The organism is Polaribacter sp. Z014 (assembly GCF_023555435.1).
Taxonomy (GTDB): domain Bacteria; phylum Bacteroidota; class Bacteroidia; order Flavobacteriales; family Flavobacteriaceae; genus Polaribacter.
The window spans coordinates 25,187-50,088 of record NZ_JALCZP010000014.1 but is presented as its reverse complement, the minus strand read 5'-3'; the positions used below and the strand labels follow the sequence as shown (position 1 = coordinate 50,088).

The following is a 24,902-nucleotide window of genomic DNA, read 5'->3' as shown; positions in this document are numbered from 1 at the left end:
TGTTGATAATATTGTTGCTTAAGAACTTCCTTTCTAAATTTTTATACTTGAATTAAAATTACACAAATAGTAATCTTTTAAAACTTTCAATAAAGTTAGGTTTTGTACCAAACAAACATCAAAATGATTGATTAAATTCGTTTCTATTTCAACATAAAAACGGTAATTATTAATCATAGAAAGAGTGTATAGTGTTTATGTTATCATTGATGAAATATTATTCAACTACTTTAAATTCTATAGCTTGCCCGCCACCTGCTGCTAAAATAATTTCTAATACATCTTTAGAAGTAACTTCTCTTTTAGAAATTGTAAATACTTCTGGGTTTGTTAGCCAATGAGCATTTTTAGCATCTGAATAAATAGTTGCTATGTAAGTTTTGTTTTTCTTTAAAAATGATAAATCGACCTTAAATTTCCTTGGATTTTCGTCAGTAATACTTCCTAAATACCAATTGTCTGCATTTCTTTCTTTACGAACTACAGTATAATAATCTCCAATTTTACCATTAATAACTTTACTTTCAGACCAATTTGTAGGTACATCTTTTATAAATTGAAAAGCAGCATTGCCTTCATAATTTTCTGGCAAATCTGCAGCCATTTGTATGGGGCTGTACATGGTTAAATAGTATGCCAATTGTTTACATATAGTAGATTTTACTCTAAAATCTAAAGGACTCCAATTACGATCAGGTACGTCCATTTTAAATATTCCAGGAGTATAATCCATAGGCCCACCTAATAATCTTGTAAAAGGCAAAACTACCCCATGTTCAGGAGAGTTGCCTTCACTCCAAGCATTGTATTCTTGACCTCTAGCACCCTCTCTTGCCATTAAATTAGGATATGTTCTTTGTTCACCTGTAAATTTAATTGGTTCATGATTTACAATTAACAAACCATATTTTGCAGCTGTTTGAACCATTTTTTTATAATGGCGCACCATATATTGCCCATGATGATGTTGTTTGTATGTTTTCTTTTTACTATCGTAATTTACATCACCTGTATACCCTACTTTTACTGTCTTTATACCAAGGTCTTTGCACATTTTATACAACGAATCCATGGCAGGTTCATAATGGTCTATATCAGAAATAGTTTCATGATACATCATCATTCTTACCCCTTTTTTCTTACCATAATCTGTTACTTCTTTAATATCAAAATCGTCTGTTGATGTTTTCCAATCAAAAATATTATAACCTGTCCAAGAACCTTCCATATTGTCCCAACCTTTATCCCAACCTTCAATTAATACATCAGGGATACCATGTTTAGCAGCAAAATCTATATGATATTTTGCATTTTTAGTATTGGCTCCATGGGGTTTTGTTATAGGCTTACCAAATTGTGTTTTTTCTGCCCAAGCAGTTTTTCCAATATGTAATTCCCACCAAATACCAATATATTTATAGGTTTCAATAAAACTAGTATCTTCATAAGCACATTCTGGATTTAAGTTCATTATAATGTCAGATTCTACTAAATCACCAGGATTTTTGCCAATTTGAATAGTTCTCCAAGGCGACTGAAAAGGTGTTGAAGCTCTTACTAAATCTCCATTCAGCCAAGGAGTTAAATGTGCTTTAAATTTAAACCCATTTAAAGTGTTTAACAAATTCATGCCTGCATAATCTGTTAAATCTGCTTCGTGAATGCTTACAACCAAATTATCATTTACCTCAATAGTAGTTGGTGTATTTGCCATATTCGGACGTTCTTCTTTTTCTGGTCTTCTTTTAAACTTGATAGAATCTCCAACTTGACTAATAGGAGAGTTGTAATATACTTTTTCATAGTTATCATAGTCTGCAAAATTCCACCAAGTTTTGTAATCTTCTTTAAAATTAAACTCAGTCAATTCATCTATAATTACAAAATCGCTTAAGTTATTTTGTTTTGGAAATACATATCTAAAAGCTATACCATCGTCAAAAGATTTTGCAATTATATCTATTAAAATATTTGTTTCTTTTTGTTGAAGATGTAAGGTTAACTGATTATTATAATCTTTAACCGTTTTACGCTGGCCCCAAACAGTTTCCCAAGTTGAGTTATTGGTTTTTACTTCTGAAGAAAGCATCTTAAAGTTATTTTTTAAAGACTTGTTTTTTAACTCAAAACCTAAAGCTGAAGGTTGTAAGAACTCCAAGTTATTAGAACTGATGCTATAAAATAATTGTCCCGCATCATTCAATTCAAAAACAATTTTATTATTTAAATTAGGAGAGGCTACTTCCTTAACAATATTATTTTGGTCAGAACATGCCATAAAAAGTGGCAATAGAAGTAGTAAGAGATGTTTCATTGTTTCAAATTTTAATAGTAATTAATGGTGTATGATTTTAAAGGTTTTATTAAAAAGCAAGGCTTTTCATGCATCGTCCTTTCCAGCAGGGTAATAGTCTTATACTATTATTTTGAACTAGATGCAATTTTTGAAATAGCAAAAGGCTCTTTATTTACTTTAGGAATGACTAAACTCTCTGCGTTTTTCTACATTGTTTGCCACGAATAGTGAAATCTTTTTTACGGCTTTCATAATTTCTATTGATTTTCTTTTAATTAAAAGTTATTCTGCACCTTGATACATAAACCAATCAAAAAGTGCTGTTTTCTTACTTTCTTTTCCTGATGACGTAACATACATGCCCACGTATACACCATTAAATTTTTGTGCAATCTCGTCAGATAAAATCGTATAATCTTGTGCTTTGCCTATGGGGTTCAGTTCAAACTTATTTTCACCGTAATAGAATTGAGCATTAATGCCATCAATTTTTACCTTAAAAACAACACTTTCTTTTTTATATGGAATACTTACTACTACTTGCGGTTCAAACTCGCCCTTATTTTCTTTTTGCAATGTTTTTAAAAGTACAAGTTTATCCTTTGTTTTCAATAGTTGATAATGATTTCCATGACGGCGATAAATTACCAACCCAGCTTTTTCATTTTCTTTTTTAGTTTTAAACGAAAGTGATGTGCTGGCTTCATAATTTAAATGACGGGTACGTTGGGCAATAAAGGATGGGTTAACAAATTCAGCAACCGTTTCTGGTCGTAATTGAATCTGTATTTGTCCATCTTTTTGCTCGTACCAGGTTTCTTTGGGAGATCGTAAGAAGTTCCATTCAAGTCCCAATTCTTCACCTTCAAACTCATCCAACTCATTAGTTTTGGACATTGGATGCCAGGGTAATTCAGGTCGCTTTTGTTCAAATTGCAATAAACCCTTTCCGGGATTAAAAATAGGAGTTACACCAGATTCTTGATTTGACATTTCTACTTGTGCTAAAAAAGTTTCACGAGCAAGAGTAGTGTATCCATCAATTTTTCTTTTAGCAAGCATTACACTCCACCAGTCTCCATTTTGAGTTTGTACTAAATCTGCATGTCCTGTCTGTTGTATAGGATAATCTTTTCCCAAATGACGATGTGTCATTACTGGATTTGCATGATTGGGTATGTAAGGTCCCCAAATATTTTTGCTATTAAAAACTGTTACAGCATGATATTCTCCTGTTCCGCCTTCACCAATTAGTAATAAATATTCATTATTTATTTTATATAAATGTGGACCTTCCGCCCAACGTGCATTTGATGCATGTCCATAGGTAAGTTGTTTTTTCTCTCCAATTAGCTCGCCTTTATCTGGATTTATTTCTTGCATCCAAACACCATTTTTTCCTTGCCATTCTTTTTGCGAGTAGTCAATAATTCCAGCTCCAGTATAATAACATTTACCATCATCATCCCAAAACAGAGAAGGGTCTATTCCAGGAGCATCATCTATCCATATTGGATCTGACCAAGAATTGGAAGGGTCTTTTGCTGTGATTATAAAATTCCCATTGCCACCTACCATTGTGCAGATAATATAAAATGTTCCATTGTGATGTCTAATTGTTGGCGCAAAAATACCTTGAGAATTACCTAATCCATCAGGATAATTAATTTGAGTAGATTTTGATAATCCGTAACCAATTAACTCCCAATTAACCAAATCTTTACTTTTATGAATTGGCAGCCCTGGAAACCACTCGAAGCTAGAATTAACCATATAGTACGTATCTCCTACACGACAAATAGAAGGGTCTGGATAAAAACCAGACAAGATTGGGTTCTTAAAATTGTCGGGAGCTGTTTGTCCTGAAACATTAAAACAAATTAATGCAAGAAATAAAATCTTAAGTATTCTTAATTTCATTTTCATTTTAACTAAAATTTAATTATTTCTGGTTTTACCTTTGATTGAAAAGGCACCAAATAAAATGAATAATTATAACTTCTTGGTTTGATTAAATATTCTTCATGAGATTGAGCACTTGCAGTCCACGTATCATCTCCGCCAACTCCTTGTTGAATTAAATCTACATTTACTGTTAAAACATCACGCTCTATCAATTCGTTTATATGATTTGCATCTTGAAGATTATTTGTACTATAAGGAATAACACTGAAACTTAATAGATCATCACCTTTGATTAAAACTCCGTTTGATTTATTATTTTGAATCTTAAACCATCTTGTTTCTGTATGATTTCCATATTCTTCAGGATAAGCGTACATATAACTCATTGTTTTAGCATTACCTGAATATAAACCTACGTGCGAACCATAATTTCTATCTGCATAATTAGGATGTGGTCCTTTTCCAAAATAAGAAAGGTTTTTATACGCATCTGAAATATCAAATTGCATCCCAATTCTTGGTGCATTTGGTGCTTTTTTATCAATATCAACTTGATAGTTTACTTTTACTTCTCCTGATGCCAATACAATATAGGAGAGATTTACTTGAGTTTTAGGGTTGATAATTTCTCCTTTAACGTTTACAATAACTTTTCCTTTTTCATCTGAATTAATTGAAACATTATTTGCTACAAATCGATCTCCAGCTTTCATCCAGTCTAATTCTTTTTCTAAATGTAATGCTTCGCGATAAGCTTTATCATTTTCTGTTTCTGCACGCCAAAAATTTAATTTTAATGGAGAACTTAAAACATTTACACCTTTAGATTTATATGAAGTAATATAGCCTGTTTTCTTATTGATGTTAAGGCTTACCAATTTGTTATAAACTGTAACTTCATCATTTTTATCAGTAACATTCAAACTCAAATTACTTGAATTTGGCTCGATTGATTTTGTTTTATAGTTAAGTTTGAATTGCTCTTCAAAAACCACATACCCTTTATTCTCCCAAATGGTGTTCTCTTTTAAACTTCCTTTAATAGTTATGAAGTATTCAGAACCAGGTTTTGCTTTTGGGTTTTTAAATTTTATAGTTAGTTTATCTGTTTGATAAGGCTCCGTATTCAACGATTCTAAATTGCCATTTTGAATAACAACACCATTCTCTGTTAGCTCCCAATTAAGATTATATATAGACAAATCTATTGCATGATGACGATTTAAAATTTCGAAATCTCCTTTTAGAGCATCATCAGTAGTAATAACGACTGGTTGATTTACTTTTTTACACTCGTAAGTAGCAGGTTTTGGAGTTCTGTCTGAAGCAATAATTCCATTTAAACAAAAAGTACCTGCATTAGGTTTGTCACCAAAATCGCCTCCATAGGCCAAAAATTCTTTTCCATTTTCATCTTTTTGTAAAATGCCTTGATCAATCCAATCCCAAATAAAACCTCCTAAAGCTCTATCATTTTTATAAATAACATCCCAATAAGCTTTCATGTTACCTGTAGAATTCCCCATAGAATGTGCATACTCACACATTACAACAGGTCGCTTATCAAAACTTGTATTATTTATTAAATCCTGTAATTCTTGTGGTGTAGTATACATTCTACTTAACATATCTACCCAACTTAGATCGGTTGGATTACCTTGATCTTGAGTGAAAAAACTAGTTTTATATCGTTTGTCTGTTGGGACACCTTGAGCACCTTCATAATGAATAAACCTAGTTGGATCAAAGTCTTTTATCCATCCAGCCATTGCTGCATGATTAGCACCAGTTCCAGATTCATTACCTAAACTCCAAAATACAATACTAGGATGGTTTTTATCGCGTTGTACCATTCTTATGGCACGTTGCAAATATGAAGTTCCCCAATCTGGTACATTGGAAAGTTGTCCTCTAACACCATGTGTTTCAATATTAGCTTCGTCCATAACATACAGTCCATATTTATCACATAAGTCGTAGAAATAAGGATCGTTTGGATAATGTGATGTTCTTACTGCATTAAAATTAAACTGTTTTAAGAGTTTTACATCTTCTTCCATATCTTTTCTAGACAAGGTTTTTCCGTTAGTTTGATGATGATCATGACGATTTACACCAATCATTTTTACTGGATTCCCATTTACTAAAAAGCGACCTCTATCATCAAATTTTACTTCTCTGAAACCAACTTTAGTACTTGTATATTGAATTGAATTTCCATTGTCATCTTTAACTTCAAAAAGTAAAGTATACAAGTAAGGAGTATCTGAAGACCATTTTTTAGGTTTTTCAATTTTAGATTCTATTAATCCGAAGTAAACGTTATCTCTTTGAGGATAAAATTCCCCTAATATTTTTCCAAGTTCTGTTACTGATTTATCTCCAATTGTATTTCCTTCTTGATCTATAAGCGTTGTTGTGATTGTCCAATCATCAACAGTTGTTTTGAGGTTTGTGTTTCCAAATTCACCAACTTTAGCAACATATTTATCTTTAATATTTGTAATGATGTTTGGTCTAATTTGTAACAAAGCGTCTTTATAATTTTCATCAAAAGCGGTTCTAACTGTAAAGTCAGACAAACGTACTTTAGGATTTGCATGTAAATATACTTCACGCTCAATGCCACTCATTCTCCAATGATCTTGTCCTTCTAAATAGCTTCCATCGGACCACCTATATACTTTAACAGCGATTTTATTTTCGCCTTCTTTTATTAGATTTGTAATATCAAATTCTGATGGTAATCTTGTGTCTTCACTATAGCCTACAAATTCACCATTTACCCAAACATAATAAGCAGAAGAAACGCCTCCAAAATGTAAAATAATATCTCTTTTACTCCAAGATTTATCAACATTAAAAGTTCTAATATAATGCCCAACAGGATTATCATGATGATTTATATTAGGAAAATCATTGTAAAAAGGATAAATTGTATTTGTATAAATAGGTGTTCCATAACCTCTCATTTCCCAATTAGAAGGCACATCTATTTTATCCCAAGAAGAACTATTAAAATCTACTTTTTGAAAATTATTGGAAGCTTCTGCAGGTTTTGCAACATATTTAAATTGCCAATCTCCATTTAACGTTTTGTAATATTTAGATTGTTCTCTATCTCCAGTAATTGCTTGTTCTGCATTTTCAAAATTATAAAAAGTGGCATGGGCTGGAAGCCTGTTAATTTGATTTACTTGCGGGTTTTCCCAATCATTTTTTTGTTGGGCTGTTGCGGCAATAGTTAAACATGTTAAGATGAGAGAAAAAATAAATTTCATAAATTTTTAATTTGTAGTTATTTTAATGACTCCATTTGCTCCTCTTGAGTCATAAAAATATTCTGAAGGCATACAAATATCAAACTTTTGTATTTAAAGCTTAAAACATATGGGCTATTATACAAAACATATGATTTTTCTTCAATACCGTCCAAAACGTTTTAAAAATACGAGGATAGAGTCAAGTTTCTCAAATATCTTTGAGTTGCATAAAAAACCCCTTACACATATGGTAAGTGTAACTTTACTTTCTCAGAGAATATGAAAACTTTATAGTTCTAGGTTTAAAAAACTTGTCAAAACACATTAAACCAATACGCATCAAAAAGGCTTTAATAGTTGGTCACATTTAGTTTCTATGCGCTTCTATCAATTTGCAAAGAGTCAGTCTATTCGAGATATCAGTAATGGTTTACGTTCTGTAACTGGCAACTTTAATCATTTAGGAATGCTTAAATCGTCTTCAAAATCTACAATCAGTTATCAGAATAAAAATAGAAACTGGGAGTTTTTTAGAGACTATTATTATGTTTTATTGGAGAGTTTAGGACAGCAGGCAGCTATGAAGCGGGTTAAGTTTAAAATAAAATCAAAAATATTCAAGTTAGATATCACTACTATTAGACTTTGTTTAAGTTTATTTGATTGGGTAAAACACAAAACAAAAAAAGGTGCTGTAAAAATGCACACACTACTTGATTATGATGGTCATTTACCATCTTATTTGAATATTACAGAAGGAAAAACAGCCTTCTCCAAATCTAACAATACAAGGGAGTTTTTTTTGAACATAGTAGTAATCAAAGGTTAAAACTAGTAAAATGGTTTAAAATTGTGTGCCTTAAGTTTATTTAGTACAGTATTGGTTTTGTACCAAATAAACATCAAAATGACTGATTAAATTCGTTTCTACTTCCTTACTATTTCAAAATAAAACTCAAAGTAACTAAGGCTAATAGTCGATTTTCTGTTTTATATCAAGAAAAAATAATTATTCTAAATTAATATTAATCATTTTAAAATTTATTTGGTACTCATTATTTTTATAGTTTGATAAACTTGCTAGTTCTTGTATTATTATCAGTAATTATTTTTAGTAAATAAGTACCAGATGATAGATTGTTTACATCAACAACTAACTCGCTACTAGTTGCATTGTCTATTTTTACCGTTTTGACTAATTGTCCCATTAAAGTATAAATATTTATTGAGGCTTTGTTTATAACATTAGTTACTTTAATATTTAAGCTGTTATTTGTTGGATTAGGAAAGAGTTTAAGACTTTTATCTATTACAATATCAGCAATATTTAGGGCATTACCAGTATCTTCAATAGCATTAATACCGGCAGTCCATTGTGTGCCTCCAAATTCGTAAGCGCCAATATCTGGAGCACTTCCTTTATAAGGTTTTGTAAAGCCCGAAATAGCCATAGCTTGGTTTACAACAGCACTTCCTTCTTTGGGCATAAAATTTTGATTACTAACATTTTCAAAAGGTGAAGCAGTTGTTATTAAATTACTTTGAATATCGAAAGCTGATGCATCTGCTTCACTAAACCAATCTCCAGTGCTAGAAAAATTATTGTAAACTTTATTATTTTCTTGTGTGTAGCCATTAATCCATGTTCCAGTAGCATTTTGTGCGTTCCAAATGGTGTTGTGAAAGAAGTCTAAATGAGTATTATTCCAATTTACTTGGTATCCGGTCCAAGACACATTCCAAACTACATTGTGGTGTACAGTGTATCCTTTACTGTTGTTATCTAAATAAATACCAGCAGCTTTACCAGGATTACCCACCTCATGTGAATAATTTGGTGCAGTAGCATCATGAAACCAATTATGATGTACCACAATATTTTTAAGATTAGCATTCCCAACTGTATAAAATATACCAGAATCACTATTTATAAGTTGAGAATTAGAGACATCATTGTAGGCAATTTCACTTCCTGTTCCACCAACCGTCATACCATCTCTACCAGCATTTATAATGGTGTTTTTTAATACTTTTACATTATTAGCAGAAGAGCTAATTGGTTTAGAATGAATACCTAGATAGTCTATATTGCTTATATAATTGCCTTCTATTATTGTATTATGAGCTCCTGACCAATTGGCAACTGTAATACCATTTGCAGAGCTATGGTTTATAGTGCAGCCTTTAACTATGGTATTTGCTCCTAAAATTTCTAAAGCAGCTTCTCCAACTTGTGCAGAATTGTTAGTTAAATCATCATGACCTTCGCTACCGTGTATTATTTGGCAATTAAGAATTTGATTATTATCTGCATTGTTATGAATTTTTGCACTTCCCCCAAAAAAGTTAAGTCCTTGAATCTTAATGTAATCACCTTTTAATTCTAAGGTAAATTTGTTTACAGCATACTCAACAGTGCCATCAATAGGCATAATACCATCTGCGGGTTGAAAATAGAGCATATTATTAGCCTTGTCATAATACCACTCTCTGGCATAATCAAGCGCTTCTAGCTTATTAAATAGAAATAATTGACCTCTATTGTTATTAGGGTAATTTCTCCAAACGGTTGGGTTGTGTGGGTTAAAAGGCCATTGGTTAATGTTTACACCAGTATGGTTAATAGTTGTACTGGTGCTGCTAGTAATAGTTCGTGTCCAGCTTGCTCCAGAATGAGCGCCTAAGTAATATACATAACCATCTGTCCAATCTATATTAGGTACATTATTTACCACGAAGTGAGATCCATCTCCATTAGTAACAGGTGTGGAATCTATAGTCCAACGGTTGTTATCTGTATTGTTTGGCCATCGAGCTAAATCCATATATTCATTATTATGATAAATAGCACGAAACCTGCTGTCAATTGTCATGTTAACATTTGCCTTATAAATGTTGCCGGTGTGTAATTGCCAACCGTTAACGCTATTTGTAGCTTTAATTTCTACAGTTTCTCCATCAGCAGCTTTAATAGTTATATAATTACTGCTAGTTCCGTTTTTGTTTATTATAAGAGGTTCGGTATAAACTCCACCTCTAATAATGCAAACATCTCCAGCAAACATTTCAGACACTGCTTTTTGAAATGTTTTATAAGGATTAGTTATAGATCCGTTATTACTGTCATTTCCATCAGAAGCAACATATATAGTTTTAGCATTTATCAATTCTATAGAAAAGAAAAGGATGATAATTAAAAGGATATTTTTATACATATTAATAGTTGTTTTTATTCATTGCAAAATTAAAAGTTTAGTTTTTTTTTATGTTTATGAAACAAATTAGTTACTACAACATATGGTTAATATTGATGATAATAGTAGTTTTTTTTTCGTTTTATATTTAGAATTAAAAAAAAAGAAAGTAAAAACAAGAAGGGCAAGTTTGTATTTTTTTTATAGAATGTGCTTTTTTTGAATTTTTAACATATATCATTGATTTTTAATTATTTATGTGTTCTTTAGTTTTAAAAAGGGGATATGTAGATGAACGTTTTTTCTATACTAATCTTAAAAAGAACATCCCTTGCTCTATAATGAACATATCATATTCTACTAAAAAGGAATTTTATGTAAAATAGCATGTTCAAACTACGCAAATAACAATTAAGTGAATTGTGGTAAGAACACGAAGTAATTTATAACAGCAAATTATTAAAAATAGAACAAAATAATAATCTTGTTTTATTCTAATAATTAAATATAAAGATGAAAATTTATGATGTATAAGATGATTTTAAAAAACGTACTCCTAATGTTATCTCTGTCCTTTTTTATTAATAAAAATAATGCTCAGTCTAAGAAACCAAATATTGTACTTCTTTTTGCTGATGATATTAGCGCTAGAGAATTCCCTTTTTACAATTCTTCTACATGGAGTAAACCACCGCAAGGAGGCGATACATCTGATCTTAAATATAGGGCTCAAACCCCCGTTTTAAATAAATTAGCAGAAGAGGGAATGTATATAAAAACGGTTTGGGCTTCTACTATATGCGGACCCAGTAGAGCAATGATGATGACAGGGCGTTATGCACACAAACACAAATGGTGGCACAACAGCGATAAAGGAACTTATATTAACGAAAAAGGGAAGGAAAAAAAGAATGTACCGCTTTATGAAACCTCTCCACATACCATTTCTCATGTTGCAAAAGCTGGAGGTTACGCTACCTTTTGGGCAGGGAAAACTCAAATGGATGTTGAAGGTTTTGAATTTGACGAAGCTTGTTTTACACCCGGAAGTGGTATTGGTAGCGCAAATACATCAAATAAATACACAGATTTTAAAATAGTAAGTACCAAAGTACCTGGGAAAAAGAAACGTGTATTAATTAATGAAGATACAGGTGTAGAAGTAGAGTATTATCAACAATTTGGTTGGTATTGGAAACCTCAAGTAGAGTTGATGAATCATCCAAGTTCAAAAAAGAAATTAGAATGGTGGCCAAATACTAAGGAATCTAAAAAGGAATATGGTTTACATACCTATGGGCCAGATGTTGAGTTGGAGTTTATTTTCGATTTTATGACAAGAAAGAAAAAAGAAGACAAGCCTTTTTTCATTTATCACACGTCTCACTTAGGACATGATGGTTGGGATTTCTTTAGTAGTGATATCAACAAGGAAACAAGAAACAAATGGCCTGGAACTCCAAAAATTAAATGGGAAAATGGAAAATATGTAAGAACAGACCCAAAAATTACTGGAGATGCAGGAGTATATGACACCCATAACACGGTTACAGAAGGAGGTATTCATAACCATATTAATTATTTAGATTATCAGGTTTGGCAGTACATGAATAAATTTAAAGAGTTAGGAATAGAGAAGAATACCATCTTTATTTTTTGTGCAGATAATGGCACAAGTGGTTACGGAAAAGGAAGTATTAAACAACAAAGAGGAACCCATGTACCTTTTCTTATTTATGCTCCGTATTTAAAGATGACTAAAAAAGGAGAGCAAGATATTTTAGCAAATTTATCGGATGTTTTACCAACAATTGCAGATGTAGCAGGAGTTAAGATTCCTGATAGTTATGAGATAAATGGAAAAAGTTTAATTCCTTATTTAACAACAGATACAAATGAGTTTAGAGATTGGGTGTATTCTTACCATAAAGATAAACAGTTAATTAGAGGTAAAAGTGTATTGATAGACGGAACAGGAAAAACATATGATGTAACTAAAAACCCTGATGATTTAATTAGTTTTCCTGAGATAAATAACAGGAACAATATGACAAAAGGTTTTGTAAAGGAAAATACGATGTTAAACAATGTATTACCAAAATACAACTTGCACGATACGGAACATGATGCTCCAAAAGTTAAGGAAAAAGTAGAACCGCTAACCCTAAAAACAAACTAAAATTGAAAAACACAAAACTTAATTTTTACAACTATTTATTGCTTTTAATGTTTACAGTTGTTGTGTTTAGCTGTAAATCAAATAAAGAAATCGTTAATAAAACAGCTAATACAGAAGAATGGATTTCATTATTCAATGGAAAAGATTTAACGGGTTGGGATATGAAGTTTACAGGAGAAGAACTCAATAAAAACTACAAAAATACGGTTGTTGCAGAAGATAATATGATTCGAATTAAGTATGATGAATATAAAGAGTTCAACGATAATTTTGGACATATCTATTATAACAAACCTTTTTCATATTATAAATTAAGTTTCGATTATCGATTTACGGGAGAACAACTTAAAGGCGGAGCAACTTCTAATCATAGAAACAGCGGAATTATGTTACACTCTCAATCTGCAGCGAGTAATGAGTTTAATCAAAAATTTCCGGTGTCTGTAGAATTGCAACTTTTAGGTGGATTAGAAGATAAAAAAGCAAGACCAACGGCAAATGTTTGTACACCAGGTACGGTTGTAGTTATGGGGAATAAAGTGAATTATAAGCATTGTATACCTTCCAGTTCTAAAACCTATTATGGAGACCAATGGGTACATGCAGAAGCCATTGTTTTAGGTGGAGAATCTATGGTTTTTATTGTAGAAAATGACACGGTTTTAAAATTTGAAAAACCTCAGATTGGTAGTTTAGAGAAAAATAAATATTACCGAGGAGAAAATTGGAAAAACTGGGGCATCAATAAAAAAGCATGGAGCGCAAAAACTGGAGATGTTTTAAAGGAAGGTTATATCGCTTTGCAAGCGGAAAGTCATCCGGTAGATTTTAAAAATTTAAAGGTGTTAGATTTATGTGGATGCAAAGATCCAAAAGCTAAAAACTTTAAGTCCTATTATGTAAAAGACAAACCTAAATCTTGTATTTATTAAATCTGATGAAAAACTACATTTTATATTTTTTACTCGCTTTTAATTTATGTGGATTCGCACAAAATCCTATTGTGCCTGCTGGAGTTTATATTGCAGATCCAGAAGCGCATGTTTGGCAAGATGGTAAATTATATATTTATGGTTCTAGAGATGAAAGCAACGATTATTGGTGCTCTCACAGTCATCATGTTTTATCTACGGATAATTTAATAGATTGGAATTTAGATGAAAATGTTTTTTCATCCGAAGGGAAAAATGACCAAGTTTCTTATAATGATAAATTACTTTTTGCACCCGATTGTGTGTTTAAAGAGGGTAAATATTACTTGTATTACTGTTCTCCTAAAGGAACTACTAAAACCAAAGAAACAGGTGTAGCCATTAGTGATTTCCCCAACGGGCCATTTAAAAACGGAAAAAGAATTGAGGGTGTGAATGCTATAGATCCTGCAGTTTTTATAGATGATGATGGACAAGGGTATTTATATTGGGGACAAGGAAATCCTAAAGTTGCACAATTAAAATCGAATCTTTTAGAAATTGATAAATCTACAATTGTAAAACCGTTAGATAGTTTAGGAAATAAATATTTTCATGAAGGTTCATCCATCAGAAAAATTGGTGAGAAATATTATTTTGTTTTTGCTGATGAAAGCAGAAGGGGTAAACCAACCTGTTTGGGATATGCAATAAGTGATGCTCCAACAGGACCTTTTACATACAAAGGAGTCATTATTGATAATTATGGATCTGACCCAAGTGTCTGGAACAATCATGGATCTATAGAAAAGTTTAAGGGAGATTGGTATGTTTTCTATCACAGAGCTACACACAATTCTCGAAAATTTAGAAAAGCCTGTATAGAACCCATTAAGATTAATGCTGATGGTACAATTGATGAAGTAGAAATGACGAGTCAAGGTGCCAGTAAACCTTTAAAAGCAACAGGAATTATTGAAGCAGAATGGGCTTGTGGATTATCTGGAAATACACATATTACTGCAAATAAAGAATTAGATATTCCAATAGAGCAGTTATCAGCAATTAAAAATAATGATACAGCTGTTTATAAATATTTAGATTTTAATACTGATTTAAAGAAAATTAAAATCAAAACTTTCAACTCAAGTGGAGGTATTGTTGAGGTTAGAATTGACAAACCTAATGGGAAAATAATTGCGGAAGTAAATATTGATAAACAAGATGAAAATTCATTTTTTCAAATTGATGAAGCTCATATTACATCAACAAAAGGAATTCATGCTGTGTATTTTATTTTCAAAGGAAAACCGAATTCTATTTTATTCAATATAGATTGGTTTACATTTTATTAAATATAAATAGCATAAAAAATCATTTTAAAAGCAAATAAATAAGAGTAAAAAGCAATCGTAAAAAACATATAAATAAATGACTATAATTCGCCTCTTTTTTGAAAGAAAAGCGAATGACTTTTGGTGTGGTTTTATTTTGGTTTAATAATAGTCTTATCTCTTTATTTTAAAGGGTTTTTTGTGGTTTTTGCATTAAACCTTTTGGTGTGTTTTTAGTCTAAAAAATGATTGACATTGTAACTGCTGAAAATGACAATTAAATAAAATAAAAATCAGAGAAAACGAACTTTATCTGTTAAGATTATTTTACCAAAAAACATATTCATTAAAAAGAGATTATTAAAAAAAAGTATATGAAATTATTAAAATTATATTCAATATTAAGTTTAGGAATTCTAATTTTTCCTTTAAAAGCGAACGCTCAAAAAACGAAACCTAATTTAATTATAATTCATACGGATGAACATAATTTTAGAACTTTAGGTTGTTATAGAGATCTATTGAGCGAAGATCAGGCATTTGTTTGGGGTAAAGGAGTTGAAGTAAAAACACCAAATATAGATCGTATTGCAAATGAAGGCGCTATTTGTAATAATTTTTATGCTTCATCACCCGTTTGTACACCTTCTAGAGCATCGTTTGTGTCTGGTAATTATCCTATTAAAACAGGTTCTTACAGAAATGATATCCCTATGAAAGATGAGGTTGTCACTTTTGCAGAAGTGTTAAGTAAAGAAGGGTATGCGACTTCGTATCTAGGAAAATGGCATTTAGATGGAGATGCAAAACCCGGATTTGCTCCAAAAAGAAAATTTGGATTTAATGACAATACCTATATGTTTAATCGTGGTCATTGGAAAGGTTTAGATGATGTTAATGGGAAGCCTGCACTTTTTGGGAAATACAATCCAAAAACGCAAAAGCAAACCATAAGTCTTAAAAAAGTAACGAAAGAGAATTTTACTACGGATTATTTAACTACAAAAACATTAGAAATTTTAGAAAGAGACAAGAATAAACCTTTCTGTATTATGGTTTCCATTCCAGATCCTCATACGCCAAATACAGTGCGTGCTCCTTACGATACTATGTTTTCTAATCTACATTTCGAAAAACCGAAAACACTAAAAACACCATTAAATGAAATGCCTTCTTGGGCAGGTGCAAAAGGAAAAAGTTTGATAAATGAATTAGATCAAGCTAAAATGCAACGCTATTTTGGAATGGTAAAATGTATTGATGACAATGTGGGTAGAATCCTTGATTTTTTAGATAAAAACAATTTAACGGATAATACTATTGTTGTTTTTACTTCAGATCATGGAGATTTATTGGGAGAACATCACAAAAATGATAAATCGAATCCTTATGAAGCTTCTGCAAAAATTCCTTTTGTGTTGCGTTTTCCAAGTAAAGTAAAAGCCGGTAAAGTAATACGCAAAGCTTTTACTACTGCCGATTTTACGCCAACAATTTTAGGCTTAATGAATGCGCCTTCTATTAAAAATACAGACGGAGTGGATGCTTCAACAGATTTTAGTTCTTCTAAAAAAGAAGTTGTAGATGGTAGAATTACCTACATGACTGCTTCTAATCAAAATTGGATTGCTTCAGTTTCAAATAGATACAAATTAGTATTGTCTACAAAAGATAAACCTTGGTTAATCGATTTAGAAAAAAATCCGGATGAGGATATTAATTTCTATAAGAATCCAGATTATAAGTTGATTGCTAATGAAATGCAAACCGAATTATTAAAACAAGCAAAACAATATAATGACCCTGCTTTTTCTAAGAAAAAAGCAAGATTTATATCAAAATAGAAAGAGAAATTATTTTACAATATTAATAATAAATAACACAGAACATGAAAAACAAGATAGTTGTAGCTTGGTTGCTTTTAGTAACAGTTATTAAGTTTGGTTATGCACAACAGCAACCAAATGTACTTTGGGTATTAACAGATGATCAACGTTATGATTCTGTTGGCGCTTTTAATGAAATGCTTACGGGTAAACAAGAAAGCGAATTGGGCTATGTAGAGTCTCCTAACGTTGATCGCTTAGCTAAAATGGGAACTACTTTTATAAACACCTATTGTCAAGCTGCGGGTTGTGCACCTTCTCGTGCCTCCATGATTTCTGGTAGATATCCATTTAAATCTGGAGTTTATGAGTTTGAATATTTTAATAATAATGCAGCACATAGCAAACCTACTTTACCCGAACAAATGGAGGAATTAGGGTATCAAACGTTGCATATTGGTAAATTAGGAGTACGTCTTAAAACGATTAAAGACAACAAAGTAAGACCTGCTAAAATTTTCCAAACAGATATCGATTTTAAACAATTAAGAAGAGACGGTTTAACAGATTGGGGTAAAGATTGGTTTTATGAAATTGATGGTAAAAAACTAGATAAACCTTATAAAAGTTTAGAGTTTTTTGTAACTCCAGAAGGTAAGTTTGAGTACATCTCAGAAGCTTTTGAAAAGGACTTTCCACAGCATAAAGGAACTGGAGAAAGTACTATGAAAAAGTACGATTTACTAAGAGAATATAATAAAAAGAAAGGGCCAATGACGCCTTTTTCAGCAGGTATTTTATCAGGAGTTAGTCCTCAACCCGCAGGAAAAACTAGAGATGGTTATTATGCTTCTATTTTTGGAGATTTTTTAGACAATCAGAATAAGAAATTTGTAGTCGGTTCTAGAACATTTAAAGGAGTAAATACTTCTAAACCATTGTTTTGTCAGATAGGTTTCGATTTTCCTCACACACCAGTTTTACCACCTGCAGATTATAGAGCACGTTTTCAAAAACATGATTATAAAATTCCTGAATTTGATAAAAAAGAATTAGAAACCATGTCTGTTCAGATGAAAAAGCAGGTTAAAAGTAGTTATTCTGATGATTTTACAAAAAAGGAAAAGTTAGCAATGATTCAAGATTATTATGCTTTTTGCGCCTATGGCGATGCATTAATCGGACAAACAGCAGACGATTTTATAGCTTATAGTGAAAGTAAAAATCAGTCTTGGGTAATCGTTTATGTTTGCGGAGATCATGGTTGGAAATTAAATGACCATGGAGCCGTATCCAAATTTACTCCTTGGGAGATTGATACACACAATCCAATTATTGTAGTTTCTTCGGATAAAAAAGCATTTCCGGCAAACAAAGTAGTTAGAGATTATACTGAGTTTGTAGACATTGCACCAACAGTATTATCTGCCGCAGGAGCAAATTTAAATGATGATACTTTTAGTTATTTAGATGGTTTTGATATGAAAAAAGTTGCATCTAAAGAAGCTATTTCTAGAGATTATATTGTTGGAGAAAATCATGCGGTTACAGGACCAAGAGCATTTATTAGAACAAAAGAATACGTGTTTTCTATGCAATCTCGTCCTAGTAAAAAAAGAGGAGAAAATATGGAATGGGCAAGAACGGCTTCTTACAAAGATTTAGATCCTTGTTTATATGAAACGAAATCGGATCCTAATGAAGTTAAAAATTTAGCTTTTGATAAAAAATACCAAAAGATAGCTCAAAAAATGAAAGAGAAACTAATCAATGTGGTTTTAGGAGATGGAAGAGTAGAAGTTGCTTGGGGTAAAAAAGCAGATGGAACAAAAGTATTCCGATCAAATTTTGCACCTGGAGCTCATGATTATAAATTGAAACTGGAAAAATAATTCTTAAATAAAAAAAATGAAAAAATTCATCTTATTTTTGGGATTAACATCACTGTTTTACGCTTGTAAAACGGATACCATAACTTTAAAGGGGGTTGATAATATCATTACTTATAATGCACCTTTAACTTCAGATTTTTCTAAAATTAAAATAGAAACACCTCGAGATATACCTGGTATGTCTGCTGTTTCACCAAAAGGTGATAAGATTACCGTTAACAGCCAATATGTAACTTTAAACGATACACCTTGGATCCCTTCATATGGAGAATTTCATTATCAACGTTACCCAGCAGAATATTGGGAAGATGCACTTTTAAAAATGAAAGCACAAGGTTTTGATGGTGTGTCTGCCTATGTTTTGTGGATTATGCATGAAGAAATTGAAGGGGAATGGAATTTTAAAGGGAATAATGATTTAAGGCGTTTTATTAAATTATGTCAAAAACATGATTTAAAGTTTTTTGCAAGAATTGGACCTTGGGTAAATGGCGAATGCAGAAATGGAGGGCATCCAGATTGGCTCGTTAAAAGATTAGGAGCTCCTAAAAATCCATTTGGAAATAGTGGAAGAGGCGGGAAACTGCGTACCATGGATCCTGAGTATTTGGCTTCAGTTGATAAGTTATTCCAAAAATTAGCAGAACAAATGGAAGGCTTATATTGGAAAGACGGAGGACCTATTTATGCTATTCAATTAGATAATGAGTTTTCGCATCACGTTTCAAAAGGCAATCCAGCATTAATGGATTGGGAAAAAGAAACGGCTATTAAATACGGAATGGAAGTTCCGCTATATTCTATAACAGGATGGGCAGATGCTCCTTTTACGCAAGATAATACCATACCAATGTATGGCTCTTATGCAGATTATTTTTGGATTCCTGCTGATGCTAAACATGTTCCCGAGGCTTTTAGCTTTAGTATTTACAGAGCCTCAAATGATGTTGATACAGAATTAAATGATGGAGCAAAAGAATCGGAAGGCGTTCAGACATCTTACAATGCAAATCCTTATATGACTTGTGAAACAGGAATTGGAATGGACATGGCATATCATAGAAGAACAAATTTAACTTATTTAGACAACGGAGCGCTATCTTTAGTAGAACTTGGAAGTGGAGCAAATGGTATTGGATATTTTATGAATGTTGGTGGAAACAATCCGAAAGGAAAGTTAACATACATGAATCGTGATATTGAGCAAGGTGCAAATGATAATGGTGTTATTAGTCGCGATTTTCAAGCTGCAATTGGAGAGTTTGGACAAGTGCGTAAAAGCTTTCATGAATTTCCAGTTCAATTAAATTTCATGACAGATTTTGGGCAATACTTAGCGCCTTGTAAAACTTTTGTTCCTTCTGAATTGGATGAACTTAAAGGGTTTAAATTAGGACAAACAAGTAAGTTGCAAAGAGCAATTAGAACTGATGGTAACACAGGTTTTATTTTTGTAAATAACCACGTAAAATTAGATACAACGTATCAATTTAATAACATTCAATTTAAAATAAAGTTAAAGAATGAAACCTTAACTATTCCAGAAAAGGCTGTAACTATTCCGGTAGACTCTTATTTTTATTGGCCTTTTAATTTAAAACTTCAAGAAACAACAATTAAATATGCATCGGCGCAACCAATACTTTCACTAAAAGAAAGTAAAACATATGTTTTCTTTGAAAATGAAGGAATTAATGCTGAATTTTTATTAAATAATGCTTCTATTGAAACTGTAACGGCCAACAATGCAGCTGTTTCAAAATTAAAAGAAACCACTAAAATCAAAGTTTCTAAAGCTGGATTGGATTGTTATTTTGATGTAAAACAAAAAAATGGAGAAACAATTCGTTTTTTAGTATTGTCGCAAAAACAGGCAAAGCAATTGTATAAAAATGAAGATAAATTATACTTGTCAAATGCGGAAGTAATTACGTTTGATAATGTTAAAAATACGCTTCAGGTTATAAGTGAAAATACTAAAAATACGGTTTGGGTATATCCATCATATACTGTGGCAGATGTAAATGCATCTAAAGATGGTTTATTTGATAAGTTTGAAGTGAATTTTAATAAAGTTGACGTTCCTATTTCAATCAAAGAAACTCAAGATGGTAAAAACCTAAGTTTTAAAAACCGTTCAAACAATAGAAAAGTAAATAATAAAATTGCACGTCCGCTAGATTCTGTATGGCATAAAGGAACAGTTATTGAATTAGCTTTCCCTAAAGGAATACCTTCAAACTTAAACGATGTAAGAGTTGTTGTTGATTACGAAGCAAGTGCTTTACGTTTTTATAAAAATGATGAATTTATATACGATAATTACTTCAATGGAAACGTATGGGATTTCAGTACAAAGCACCTTTTATCAGATTATAAAAAGGATATAAAGTTAGAGTTGAAATTTTTACCACTTCAACCTAAAGATGAAATATACATTGATGGAGTTTACTGGCCAAATTTGAATAAAACGGAAAATGTATTAAAAATAAAAAGTATAAAAACAATTCCTTTATATAGTAAAAATTTAAAATTATAATCATGAATAAGTTAAAATATATTGCCTTAATTTTTGCAATTGCACTAGTTTCAAATAAATCACTTTTCGCACAAAAACAACAACCAAATGTACTTTGGGTATTAACAGATGATCAACGTTTAGATGCAATTTCAGCATTTAATAAAATACTAACGGGTAAAGAAGAAAGTGCATTAGGTTATGTAGAGTCTCCAAATGTAGATCGCCTATCAGATATGGGAACAACATTTATCAATACCTATTGTCAGGCTCAAGGTTGTGCGCCATCCAGAGCATCTATGCATACAGGTCGTTATCCTTTTCGTTCAGGAATTTATCAATTTGAATATTTTAATAATAATACAGATAATTCATATCCATTGTTGCCAGAAGAAATGGCAAAATTAGGATATCAAACCATGCATGCTGGTAAATTGGGTGTACGTTTAAGAACTATAAAAAATGAGAAAGCAGTTAGTTATTCTCTTTATCAAACGGATGTTGATTCTAAAATTGTAGAAAATGAAGGATTACCAGAATGGGGAAAACAAAGTATTGTAAAAGAAATAAATGGAGTAAAGCTGAAAAAGCCATTAAGGAATGTTACTTTTTTTAAAGATGCAGATGGAAATATGTATTATAAATCTGAACAGTTAGAAAAAGAGAATCCTCAGTTTTCTGGTATGGCAAAAAAGGCTTTTGATAAATTTGACCTTTTTTACAAATACAATAATGCAAAGGGAGATCCACAAAGTGTTTTTAACAAAGGTGTGTTGTCTGGTGTAAGTCCGCAACCAGCTGGTAAAACTCGTGATGGAAATTACACAACCGCATTTATTGATTTTCTGAAAAATGAAAATAAAAATTTTAATGTAGGAAAGACTACTTTTAATGGAGTTAATACTTCAAAACCTTTGTTTGCTCATATTGGTTACGATTTTCCACATACGCCAGTTTTACCTCCAGCAGATTATCGTGAGCGTTTTCAAAAGCATGCATATAAAATTCCTGAATTAACAAAAGAGGAATTCAAGAAAATGGCGAAAGCTTTTCAAAAGAGAGTGAAAAATAGTTATTCTGATGATTTTACAGATTTAGAAAAACAAAAAATGGTGCAAGATTATTATGCGTTTTGTGCCTATGGAGATGCTTTAATTGGAGATGCTGTTGATGAATTTATTCAGTATAGTAAAAAGAACAAACAACCTTATATGATTGTTTATGTTTGTGGAGACCATGGTTGGAAACTAAATGAACACGGTTCAATTGCTAAAAATACACCTTGGGAAATTGACAGTCATAATCCGATTATTGTGATTTCTTCTGATAAAAAGAAATTCCCAGCAGGAAAGGTAGTAACCGATTTTACTGAATTTGTTGATATTGCTCCAACTATTTTAAATGCAGCAGGAGCAAATATTCAAAATAAAGAATTTAGTTATTTAGACGGATTGGATTTAGAAAAAATTGCTTCTGGTTCAATTCAAGCTCGTGATTATGTAATTGGCGAAAGTCACCACGCTATTGGCCCAAGAGCTTATATTAGAACCAAAGATTATATGTTTTCTGTAAAAACGAGACCAAATTCAAAAAGGGGCGAAAATATGGATTGGGCTATGAATGCAACTTATAAAGAGTTGGACCCAGCTTTATATAACACAAAAAACGATCCTAACGAGATTAATAATCTTGCTTTTGATTCAGATTACCAAAAAGTTGCAGAGCAATTAAAAAAGAAATTATTAGATATTGTAATTGGTGATGGTAGAGCAGAAGTAAATTGGGGAGGAGATAATTTCGGAAAAAACACCAAAGCGATTGGAACAAAAGTTTACAGAAGTAATTTTGCACCGGGTGCTCATGATTATAAACTAAAATTGGAATAGACTTTGCTTTAAAAGTAAGTGAATAGGAACATATTATTTAATAATCATTAGTGATAAAGATCAATAAGAATTACATGAAAACATCGAAAAAAATACTTTTAGGAAGCTTATTAATGATGCTGTCGTTTTCAATGGAAGCTCAGAAAAAACCAAATATCATTTTGTTATATGCAGATGATATTAGCGCAAGAGAATTGCCTATTTACGGTTCAGATACTTGGAGCTTACCCAAAGGAGGAAAACTTAAAGGTGGCGATACACAAGATGTAAAATACAGAGCAAAAACGCCCAATCTTAATCGATTGGCACAAGAAGGTGTGTTCGTAAAAACAACTTGGGCAGCAACAGTTTGTAGTCCTAGTAGAGCAATGATGATGACGGGTAGATATGCACATTTACATAAATGGTGGCACAATAGTGATAAAGGAAAAGCACCAAATGGTAAAGGTTCTTGGAATTTGTATGATAGTTCTCCGCATTCAATTGCAAATGTTGCTAAGGCAGGTGGTTATGCTACCTATTGGGCAGGAAAAACACAAATGAGTATTGCTGGTTTTCAGTTTGATGAAGGTTGTTTCACTCCTGGAGAAGGTTCTTATAATAAAGAAATTCATACTACAGATTTTAGATTAGAAACAAGAAAAGAAACTGGGAAGAAAAAAATATTTAATGCAGATACAGGAAAACAATTAACTCAAAAAAGTTATGTGCAATCTGGTTGGTATTGGAAACCTCATGTGCAATTAATGAATCATCCAGATTCTAAAGAACATCTTGAATGGTGGCCAAATGATAAAGCTTCTGAAAAAGAATTTGGTTTAAATACGTTTGGACCTGATGTAGAATTAGAGTTTATTTTTGATTTTATGGAGAGAAAGAAAAAGGAAGATGAACCTTTCTTTGTATACCATACAAGTCATTTAGGACATGATGCTTTCGATTTTTTACATCCAGATTCTGGAAATAAATGGCCAGGGACTCCAAAAATTAGTTGGGATGGAAAAAAATATACAAGAACAGCACCCAATGTAACAGGTGATAATGGTGTGTATGATACCCATGGAACTATTACGGAAGACGGAATTCACAACCATGTAAACTATTTAGATTATCAAGTTTGGTTGTATATGAACAAACTAAAGGAAATGGGAATTGAAGACAATACAATTTTTATTTTCTGTGCAGATAATGGAACAAGTGGATACGGAAAATCGAGTCCAGTTTCGCAGAGAGGAACGCACGTGCCATTAATTATTTATGCTCCAGGTTTACATATGACTAAAAAAGGAGCGCAAGATGTTTTGGTAAATATTTCTGATATGTTACCCACTATCGCTGAAATTGCAGGAGTAAAAATTCCAGATAGCTACGAGATAAATGGAGAAAGTTTAATTCCGTTTTTAACTACAAATAAGAAAAAACATAGAGAATGGATTTATGCATATCATAAAGAGACTCAAATTGTTCGTGGAGATTTGGTGATGAAAGATGGTAATAATGTTTGGTATGATGTAAGTGCAAATCCAACTGATTTAATAAGTTTTCCAAAGATTAAAGATTGGAGTACTGTTTCTGAAGCACACAGAAAAGAAAGAGATGAATTGTTAGGGATAATTCCTCAATTTAATTTACATGAAACAGCACATGATGCTCCGAAAGGAGGTTATGGAAAAGTAGCACCATTAGAAAAAAAATAAT

12 protein-coding genes and 1 pseudogene are annotated in these 24,902 nt (G+C 31.7%); 9 read left to right on the top strand and 4 right to left on the bottom strand.

The features are described from left to right. Window positions 1–217: 217 nt before the first annotated feature. The 3 genes from MPF19_RS14010 to lacZ all read right to left on the bottom strand — a co-directional run bounded on the left by MPF19_RS14010 (window position 218) and on the right by lacZ (window position 7,482). Window positions 218–2,314, bottom strand: a complete 2,097-nt coding sequence (locus tag MPF19_RS14010; RefSeq protein ID WP_249988717.1) for a glycoside hydrolase family 97 protein — start codon at window positions 2,312–2,314, stop codon at window positions 218–220. 264 nt (window positions 2,315–2,578) lie between these two features. Further along, the gene (locus MPF19_RS14005; protein ID WP_249988716.1) at window positions 2,579–4,216 is read right to left on the bottom strand and encodes a glycoside hydrolase family 43 protein; all 1,638 of its coding nucleotides are present in this window, start codon (window positions 4,214–4,216) and stop codon (window positions 2,579–2,581) included. An 11-nt stretch (window positions 4,217–4,227) separates the two neighbouring features. Further along, a complete protein-coding gene (lacZ, locus tag MPF19_RS14000) occupies window positions 4,228–7,482 on the bottom strand; it encodes a beta-galactosidase, LacZ type (protein ID WP_249988715.1) in 3,255 nt (1,084 codons plus the stop codon). A 325-nt stretch (window positions 7,483–7,807) separates the two neighbouring features. On the opposite strand from lacZ, the pseudogene MPF19_RS13995 reads away from it, so the two are divergent. Next, window positions 7,808–8,293 (top strand): annotated as a pseudogene (locus MPF19_RS13995) (DUF4372 domain-containing protein); the annotation flags it as partial. Between the two features lie 232 nt (window positions 8,294–8,525). Here MPF19_RS13995 and MPF19_RS13990 read toward each other — a convergent pair. After that, entirely contained in the window at window positions 8,526–10,679 is a 2,154-nt protein-coding gene (locus MPF19_RS13990; RefSeq protein ID WP_249988713.1) for a T9SS type A sorting domain-containing protein, read from the bottom strand. 538 nt (window positions 10,680–11,217) lie between these two features. Between MPF19_RS13990 and MPF19_RS13985 the strand changes: the two genes are divergently transcribed. The 8 genes from MPF19_RS13985 to MPF19_RS13950 all read left to right on the top strand — a co-directional run bounded on the left by MPF19_RS13985 (window position 11,218) and on the right by MPF19_RS13950 (window position 24,901). Continuing rightward, the gene (locus tag MPF19_RS13985) at window positions 11,218–12,837 is read left to right on the top strand and encodes a sulfatase-like hydrolase/transferase (protein ID WP_249988712.1); all 1,620 of its coding nucleotides are present in this window, start codon (window positions 11,218–11,220) and stop codon (window positions 12,835–12,837) included. A gap of 2 nt (window positions 12,838–12,839) precedes the next feature. Continuing rightward, complete coding sequence (locus tag MPF19_RS13980; protein WP_249988711.1) at window positions 12,840–13,769, top strand: 3-keto-disaccharide hydrolase; 930 nt, start codon at window positions 12,840–12,842, stop codon at window positions 13,767–13,769. Between the two features lie 5 nt (window positions 13,770–13,774). Further along, on the top strand, window positions 13,775–15,103 hold the full coding sequence (locus tag MPF19_RS13975) for a family 43 glycosylhydrolase (protein ID WP_249988710.1): 1,329 nt from the start codon (window positions 13,775–13,777) through the stop codon (window positions 15,101–15,103). A gap of 353 nt (window positions 15,104–15,456) precedes the next feature. Beyond that, on the top strand, window positions 15,457–16,926 hold the full coding sequence (locus MPF19_RS13970) for a sulfatase-like hydrolase/transferase (RefSeq protein WP_249988709.1): 1,470 nt from the start codon (window positions 15,457–15,459) through the stop codon (window positions 16,924–16,926). Window positions 16,927–16,970: 44 nt separating this feature from the next. Then, on the top strand, window positions 16,971–18,800 hold the full coding sequence (locus tag MPF19_RS13965; RefSeq protein ID WP_249988708.1) for a sulfatase-like hydrolase/transferase: 1,830 nt from the start codon (window positions 16,971–16,973) through the stop codon (window positions 18,798–18,800). Window positions 18,801–18,816: 16 nt separating this feature from the next. Continuing rightward, the gene (locus MPF19_RS13960) at window positions 18,817–21,339 is read left to right on the top strand and encodes a beta-galactosidase (protein WP_249988707.1); all 2,523 of its coding nucleotides are present in this window, start codon (window positions 18,817–18,819) and stop codon (window positions 21,337–21,339) included. Window positions 21,340–21,341: 2 nt separating this feature from the next. Then, window positions 21,342–23,204 (top strand): sulfatase-like hydrolase/transferase, encoded by a 1,863-nt coding sequence (locus MPF19_RS13955; protein WP_249988706.1) that lies wholly within the window; start codon window positions 21,342–21,344, stop codon window positions 23,202–23,204. A 74-nt stretch (window positions 23,205–23,278) separates the two neighbouring features. Further along, window positions 23,279–24,901 (top strand): sulfatase-like hydrolase/transferase, encoded by a 1,623-nt coding sequence (locus MPF19_RS13950; RefSeq protein ID WP_249988705.1) that lies wholly within the window; start codon window positions 23,279–23,281, stop codon window positions 24,899–24,901. Window position 24,902 lies beyond the last annotated feature (1 nt).